This is a genomic window from Sphingopyxis sp., assembly GCF_025869345.1.
Taxonomy (GTDB): Bacteria; Pseudomonadota; Alphaproteobacteria; order Sphingomonadales; family Sphingomonadaceae; genus Sphingopyxis.
In genome coordinates this window covers 1-5,843 of sequence record NZ_JAOZVW010000114.1, presented here as the reverse complement: position 1 = coordinate 5,843, position 5,843 = coordinate 1, and the positions used below count along the sequence as shown (strand labels likewise).

The following is a 5,843-nucleotide window of genomic DNA, read 5'->3' as shown; positions in this document are numbered from 1 at the left end:
AGCCGAGGGGCCCGTTCGAGCGAAGCGAGAACCTCCGGTGTTGCGGCCTCGACTTCGCTCGGCAGAGCCCCTCGGCTTCGCTCGGGGAAGCGGGTGGATTCCAATCCCCTATCGGGCTCCGGCCACAGCAGCGCCGCCGTCTCCGCCGTGTCGCCGACGAAATGCCGCGACAGGCGGAACAATTCCTCATCCACCCGCGAAGCCAGCAGCGCGCGCACCGTCCCTGCCTTCACCGCCGGAAAGTCGAGGCTCTCGGTCAGCGCGGCGATCGCCCAGCCGCGGTCGGGATCGGGGGTGTGCCGGAGATAATCGACGATCAGCGCCAGCTTCGTATTGCGCGAGCGCGTGTAGATCAGCCGGTCGATCAGGGCCGCGAAGCGCTTCACGCCTCCTCCTCCCCACCCTCATCTTCGACGTCGCGCCCGACGAGGTGCAGCGCGCGCGCCTTGCGCTGGGTCAGCTCGCACCAGCGCAGCAATCCCTCTTCGCTGCCATGGGTGATCCAGCTTTCCCTGGGGTTCACCTCGGCGATCGTCGCGGTGAGTTCGTCCCAGTCGGCATGGTCGGAGATGACGAGCGGCAGTTCGACCATCCGCTGCCGCGCGCGCTGGCGCACCCGCATCCAGCCCGACGCCATCGCGGTGACCGGATCGGGCAGGCGCCGCGACCAGCGGTCGTTCAGCGCCGAGGGCGGCGCGAGGACGATCTGCCCCGCCATCTCGGCCTTGTCCGCTTCGCTCACCAGCCGCAGCTCGCCGAGGTCGACGCCGTGCGCCGCATAAAGTGCGCACATGCGTTCGAGCGCGCCGTGGATATAGATGGGCGCGCTCCATCCGGCGGCGCGCAGTTCGGCGATCACGCGCTGCGCCTTGCCCAGCGCATAGGCGCCGACGAGCACCGAACGGTCGGGCTCGGCACGCACCGCGCCGATCAGCTTGGCGATCTCGTCATGGGTGGCCGGGTGGCGGAAGACCGGCAGACCAAAGGTCGCTTCCGTGATGAAGATGTCGCACGGCACGACCTCGAACGGCGCGCAGGTCGGGTCGGGCCGGCGCTTGTAATCGCCGGTGACGACGATCCGCTCGCCGCGATACTCCATCGCGATCTGCGCGCTGCCCAGCACATGCCCCGCCGGGTGGAAGGAGAAACGCACCCCGCCGCGCTCGAAGCCGTCGCCATATTCGATAGCCTGATTATGGCTCGCCTCGGCATCGACGCCATAGCGCAGCGCCATGATCGCCAGAGTCTCGGGCGTCGCGAACACCGCGTCGTGGCCGCTGCGCGCATGGTCGGCGTGACCGTGGGTCACCGCGGCGCGCGCGACGGGGCGCGACGGGTCGATCCAGAGGTCGGCGGGCTTCACATAGAGCCCGCTCGGATGCGGTTCGAGCCAGGGTTTGACGCGCGTCGTCATCCTACCTGCCTAGCACATCGAACAAATGAAGAACAAATGCCTTCGATGCTCAAGCCTCGCGCCAGCGCGCCGGCAGCGCGATGTCGACGATCAGCCCGCCCGGCTCCCAGCGCCGCTCGATCGTGCCGCCCAGATTGTTGCGCACGCTGCGTTCCATCAGCAGCGTGCCGAAACTCGTCCGCTCGGGCGGGCCGACCACGGGCGCGCCGCCGCTTTCCGCCCAGGTGAGGCGGAACAGGCGCGGCTCGCTCCCCTCGGGGTCCTGCGTCCACCTCACCTCGACCTGGCCTTCGGGGCCGGTCAGCGCGCCGTGCTTGGCGGCATTGGTCGCCAGTTCGTTGAACAGCAGCGCCATCGCGACCAGCGCATTTTCCGGAAGCAGCAGGTCGGGCCCCGACCAGCGGATGCGCGGGAAGCTCGCCTCTACTTCGCGCATCAGCGCGTGCATCGACCCGGTCATGAAATTGGCGCCGAGCAGGACGTTCTGCGCCCGGTTGAGCGCGTCGAGGCGGCTGCTGATCCGTTCGACATAATCGTCGACATCGCGCGCCGCGTGCCGCGTCAGCGAGATGATCGCGCTGACCGTCGCGAACAGGTTGCGCATCCGGTGATGCAGTTCGCGCATCAGCAGATTGGCGTTTTCCTGCCGGCTCTTCTGCTCGGTGATGTCGATGCTGATGCCGGTCAGCACCGCGTCGTCGTCGTGGACATCCCAGTCGCCGCGGATGCCCAGCCAGCGCACGCCGCGTTCGGGATGGACGATGCGATGCTCGACCGCATAGGGGGTGCCGCTCGCCACCGCTTCGTCGATCGCCGCCTCCACGCGCTCGCGGTCGTCGGGATGAATGCGCGCGAAAATCCCTTCGCGGGTGTGCAGCGCGCTTTCCCAGTCGGCGCCCCACAGGTCCGCGACCGCGCCGCGCCATGTCGCCAGCGCGGTGCGCGAGTCATAGCGCCACGTCGCGATCCCCGAATAGTCGAGCGCGCGCTCGAGCGTGCGGCGCGCCTCATCGCGCTCGGCAGCGGTGCGGCGCAGTTCGGCCTCGGCCATGATGATCGCCGCGAAATCCTCGAGCCGTTCGAGTTCGCACGCATCGAGAAGCGCGCGTTCGTGACGGTCGATGATACAGAGGGTGCCGAGCACCGCGCCATTATAGGCGCGCAGCGGCACGCCCGCGTAAAAGCGGATGAAGGGCTCCCCCGTCACCAATATATTGTCGCGAAAGCGATCGTCGGCGCGCGCGTCGGTGACGATCAGCGGGGCATCGCCGGTTACCACATGCTGACAGAAACTGATGTCGCGCGGGGTTTCCTCGATGTCGAGTCCGTGCGCGGACTTGAACCATTGGCGGCAATCGTCGACGAGCGTCACGAGCGAGATCGGCGCATCGAACAGGTCGGCGACCAGCTTGGTGACCCGGTCGAACGCCGCCTCGCGGCCGCTCCCCAGCAGCCGATATTCGCGAAGGGTATCGAGTCGCCACGTCTCGCGCCGCGTGGCATCGCCTTCCCCACCGTCCGCCAAGGCCGCCCCCCCTGTTCCTGTCCCCATCGGTGTCGCTGCACCGATATCCGCGCCGGGCCGCTCTGCCATGAATCGAGTTCCTAAAAAAGCATTGTGGCGACCCCAGGAAAAACGGAACAATTCCGCCCCCTTAGGCCCAATTCGGTCGCGTCCCGGCAGAGTCTACGCTTTGCGCGCCAACAAGTTGCAGCAAAGCGGGACGCTTTGCCGGCGGGAACCCGATGCACGCGCCCCGCGTATCCCTCTTAACAAGAGGGAGCATCATGATGAGCTTGGGAGAAGAGATCCGCGGACATCTGCCCTTCCTGCGACGCTACGCGCGCGCGCTGACCGGCAGCCAGCAGCATGGCGACAATTTCGTTCACACGACGCTGGAGGTAATCGTCGCGGCCCCCGACGAATTTCGAACCGGCCCCGATACCCGCATCGACCTCTACCGCAATTTCCACCGCATCTGGGAAAGCGCCTATCTCGACGATGGCGAAGGCGCCGACGAGGAGGAGGAGGACCCGCTGGTCCGCGCCGCGAACCGCCGCCTCGCGCGGATCACGCCGCTCGGCCGCCAGATGCTGCTGCTCACCGCGCTCGAAGGCTTTTCGGTCGCAGAGACGGCGCGGATCACCGGCACCGACGCCGCCACGGTCGAAACGCTGCTCGGCGAAGCCGCGGGCGATATCGACCGCGAGGCGCGCACCTCGGTCCTGATCATCGAGGACGAGCCGCTGATCGCGATGGAGCTCGAACAGATCGTCCGCGGCCTCGGCCACGACGTCGCGGGCATTGCCACGACGCACGAGGACGCGGTCGCCGCCTTCGAGAACAGCGATGCGGGCCTTGTGCTCGCCGATATCCAGCTCGCCGACGGCTCATCAGGGATCGACGCGGTTCAGGACATATTGGCGGTCGCGCCGGTGCCGGCGATCTTCATCACCGCCTTTCCCGAACGCCTGCTCACCGGCCATTGCGTCGAGCCGACCTTCCTGATCTCCAAACCCTTCCGCGAAAATACGGTGCGAGCGGCGATCAGCCAGAGTCTGCTCTTCACCCCTGAACTCGCGGCGTAACGCACCCGGGCGCTTATCATCAGTCCGGCGACGGACCGCCGCCGGTCAATTGGTCGACGTCGCCCATGATCGCGGCAAAGGCTTCGCTCGGCGCCAGCGGCGTCTCACTCCGCAGCGGCATCTCGCCGCTTTCGAGGATCGCGTGCAGCGCGGCGCGGGCACGCGACACGCGGCTCTTCATCGTGCCGACCGCGCAGCCGCAAATCTCCGCCCCCTCTTCGTAGGAAAGCTGCCCCGCGCCGATCAGCACCAGCGCCTCGCGCTGGTCGACGGGCAGCAGCATCAGCGCGCGCTGGACGTCGGCGAGGTGCAGGCTGTCGTCCTGGTCGTCGGGCGCGACGAGCAGCCGTTCGGCGGCAAGCTCGTCATAGTCGGCGGTGAATTTCCTCCGCCGCATCTGCGACAGGAAGCAGTTGCGCAGAATGACGAAGGCCCAGCTCTTCATGCTCGACCCGCCCGGGATATAGGAAGCGCGCGCCTTCCACGCTTTCAGCATGGTTTCCTGGACCAGATCGTCGGCAAGGTCCGCGTTGCCGGTCAGGCTGCGGCCGAAAGCACGCAGATGCGGCAACATCGCCGCCAGTTCATTCTTGAAACTGACATCGTCGAGAGGGCTGGCGGATTCGTCGCTGATAAAAGGGCTTTCGTTGCAGGGGCCGGAAACAATAGCCGAATGAAGCACAAGCTTAGCGCCCGATGCAAGGCTTGAAAACCCTAAGTAACTCATATGCTTTCATATTGGCCGCCCATCGCCGATGTGCCTTTCGCGCCACAGTCGGCGACAAAAATCGACGAGCCGCGGGAACCTGCAGCCAAGTCTGTCGTTGCTTCGACATGGCAACGCACGGCAACAATGGCATCAATGGCCCGGATCGGCATCCGCCCGCCTCCGACGCGCCGCGCCGGGCGAACGGAAGCTTTCCCGGCAGCGGCAGCGACCAGTGGCACCGCACGCTCACCGGACGGCAGGCGCCCGAGCCGGTGGGCGCCAAGCTGCGCATGATCTATGGCAATATCGTCGCCGAGCAATTGCCCGACCATATGCTCGACCTTCTGTCGCGGCTCGACAGCAAAAGCCCGAAGCAATAATGGCCCGAACAGACACGGCGCCGCCGCCGCACGACGACAATTCGCTTTCGGACGGTGAGTTCAAGGCGCTGCTCGCGGGCGTGATCCCGCATCTTCGTGCCTATGGCCGCAGCCTGTCGGGCAACCCCGACCTTGCCGACGACCTGACGCAGGACACGATGGTCAAGGCCTGGGCCTCGCGCGACCGGTTCGAGAAGGGCACCTCGATCAAGGCATGGACCTTCGTCATCCTGCGCAACACTTTCCTGTCGCAGATGCGCCGCAACAAGTTCCACGGCGAATATGACGAAGGCGCGGTCGAGCGCACGCTGTCGACCCCGGCGCGGCAGGAAGACGCGAGCGAGATGACCGACCTTCAGCGCGCGCTGATGGAATTGCCGCAGGACCAGCGCGAGGCGCTGATCCTCGTCGGCGCCGGCGGCCTGTCCTATGAGGAAGCGGCGGCGATCTGCGACTGTGCGCTCGGCACGATGAAGAGCCGCGTGTCGCGCGCGCGCGCCGCGCTAGAGGACATCATGGCGCGCGGGCAATTCTCGCAGAAGCGCGCCGACGCCCCGGCCGCGAGCGAGGCAATCGACGCGATCATGGACAGCGTCGAGGCGATCACGGCGCGGCGCGAGGCATCGGGGCGCTGATTTTCGATTCGCGCAGAGTGCGCGGAGATTTTTGCTTCCCCGTCACCCCGGACTTGATCCGGGGTCCCGCTTGTCACCGTCGCTGAGCGGGACCCCGGATCAAGTCCGGGGTGACG

The 5,843-nt window shown here is 66.9% G+C and carries 6 protein-coding genes and 1 pseudogene; 3 read left to right on the top strand and 4 right to left on the bottom strand.

Annotation, left to right across the window (positions count from 1 at the left end):
• The 3 genes and pseudogenes from OJI97_RS11820 to OJI97_RS11810 all read right to left on the bottom strand — a co-directional run.
• Positions 1 to 386 (bottom strand): annotated as a pseudogene (locus OJI97_RS11820) (ATP-dependent DNA ligase); the annotation flags it as partial.
• Positions 383 to 1,414, bottom strand: coding sequence for a ligase-associated DNA damage response exonuclease (locus OJI97_RS11815; RefSeq protein WP_297663720.1), 1,032 nt, complete (start codon positions 1,412 to 1,414; stop codon positions 383 to 385). The pseudogene OJI97_RS11820 and the gene OJI97_RS11815, both read right to left, overlap by 4 nt.
• Positions 1,415 to 1,463: 49 nt before the next feature.
• Positions 1,464 to 2,939 carry a GAF domain-containing protein gene (locus OJI97_RS11810; protein ID WP_297663718.1) on the bottom strand — a complete coding sequence of 492 codons (1,476 nt, stop codon included), beginning with the start codon at positions 2,937 to 2,939 and terminating at the stop codon, positions 1,464 to 1,466.
• A 266-nt stretch (positions 2,940 to 3,205) separates the two neighbouring features.
• On the opposite strand from OJI97_RS11810, the gene OJI97_RS11805 reads away from it, so the two are divergent.
• A complete protein-coding gene (locus OJI97_RS11805) occupies positions 3,206 to 4,003 on the top strand; it encodes a response regulator (protein ID WP_297663716.1) in 798 nt (265 codons plus the stop codon).
• Positions 4,004 to 4,022: 19 nt separating this feature from the next.
• On the opposite strand, the gene OJI97_RS11800 is transcribed toward OJI97_RS11805, so the two are convergent.
• On the bottom strand, positions 4,023 to 4,577 hold the full coding sequence (locus OJI97_RS11800; protein WP_367184768.1) for a sigma-70 family RNA polymerase sigma factor: 555 nt from the start codon (positions 4,575 to 4,577) through the stop codon (positions 4,023 to 4,025).
• Positions 4,578 to 4,837: 260 nt separating this feature from the next.
• On the opposite strand from OJI97_RS11800, the gene OJI97_RS11795 reads away from it, so the two are divergent.
• Positions 4,838 to 5,092, top strand: coding sequence for a NepR family anti-sigma factor (locus OJI97_RS11795; RefSeq protein WP_297663712.1), 255 nt, complete (start codon positions 4,838 to 4,840; stop codon positions 5,090 to 5,092).
• Positions 5,092 to 5,727 carry a sigma-70 family RNA polymerase sigma factor gene (locus OJI97_RS11790; protein ID WP_297663709.1) on the top strand — a complete coding sequence of 212 codons (636 nt, stop codon included), beginning with the start codon at positions 5,092 to 5,094 and terminating at the stop codon, positions 5,725 to 5,727. Before OJI97_RS11795 ends, OJI97_RS11790 begins: the two co-directional genes overlap by 1 nt.
• The last annotated feature ends 116 nt before the right edge of the window (positions 5,728 to 5,843 follow it).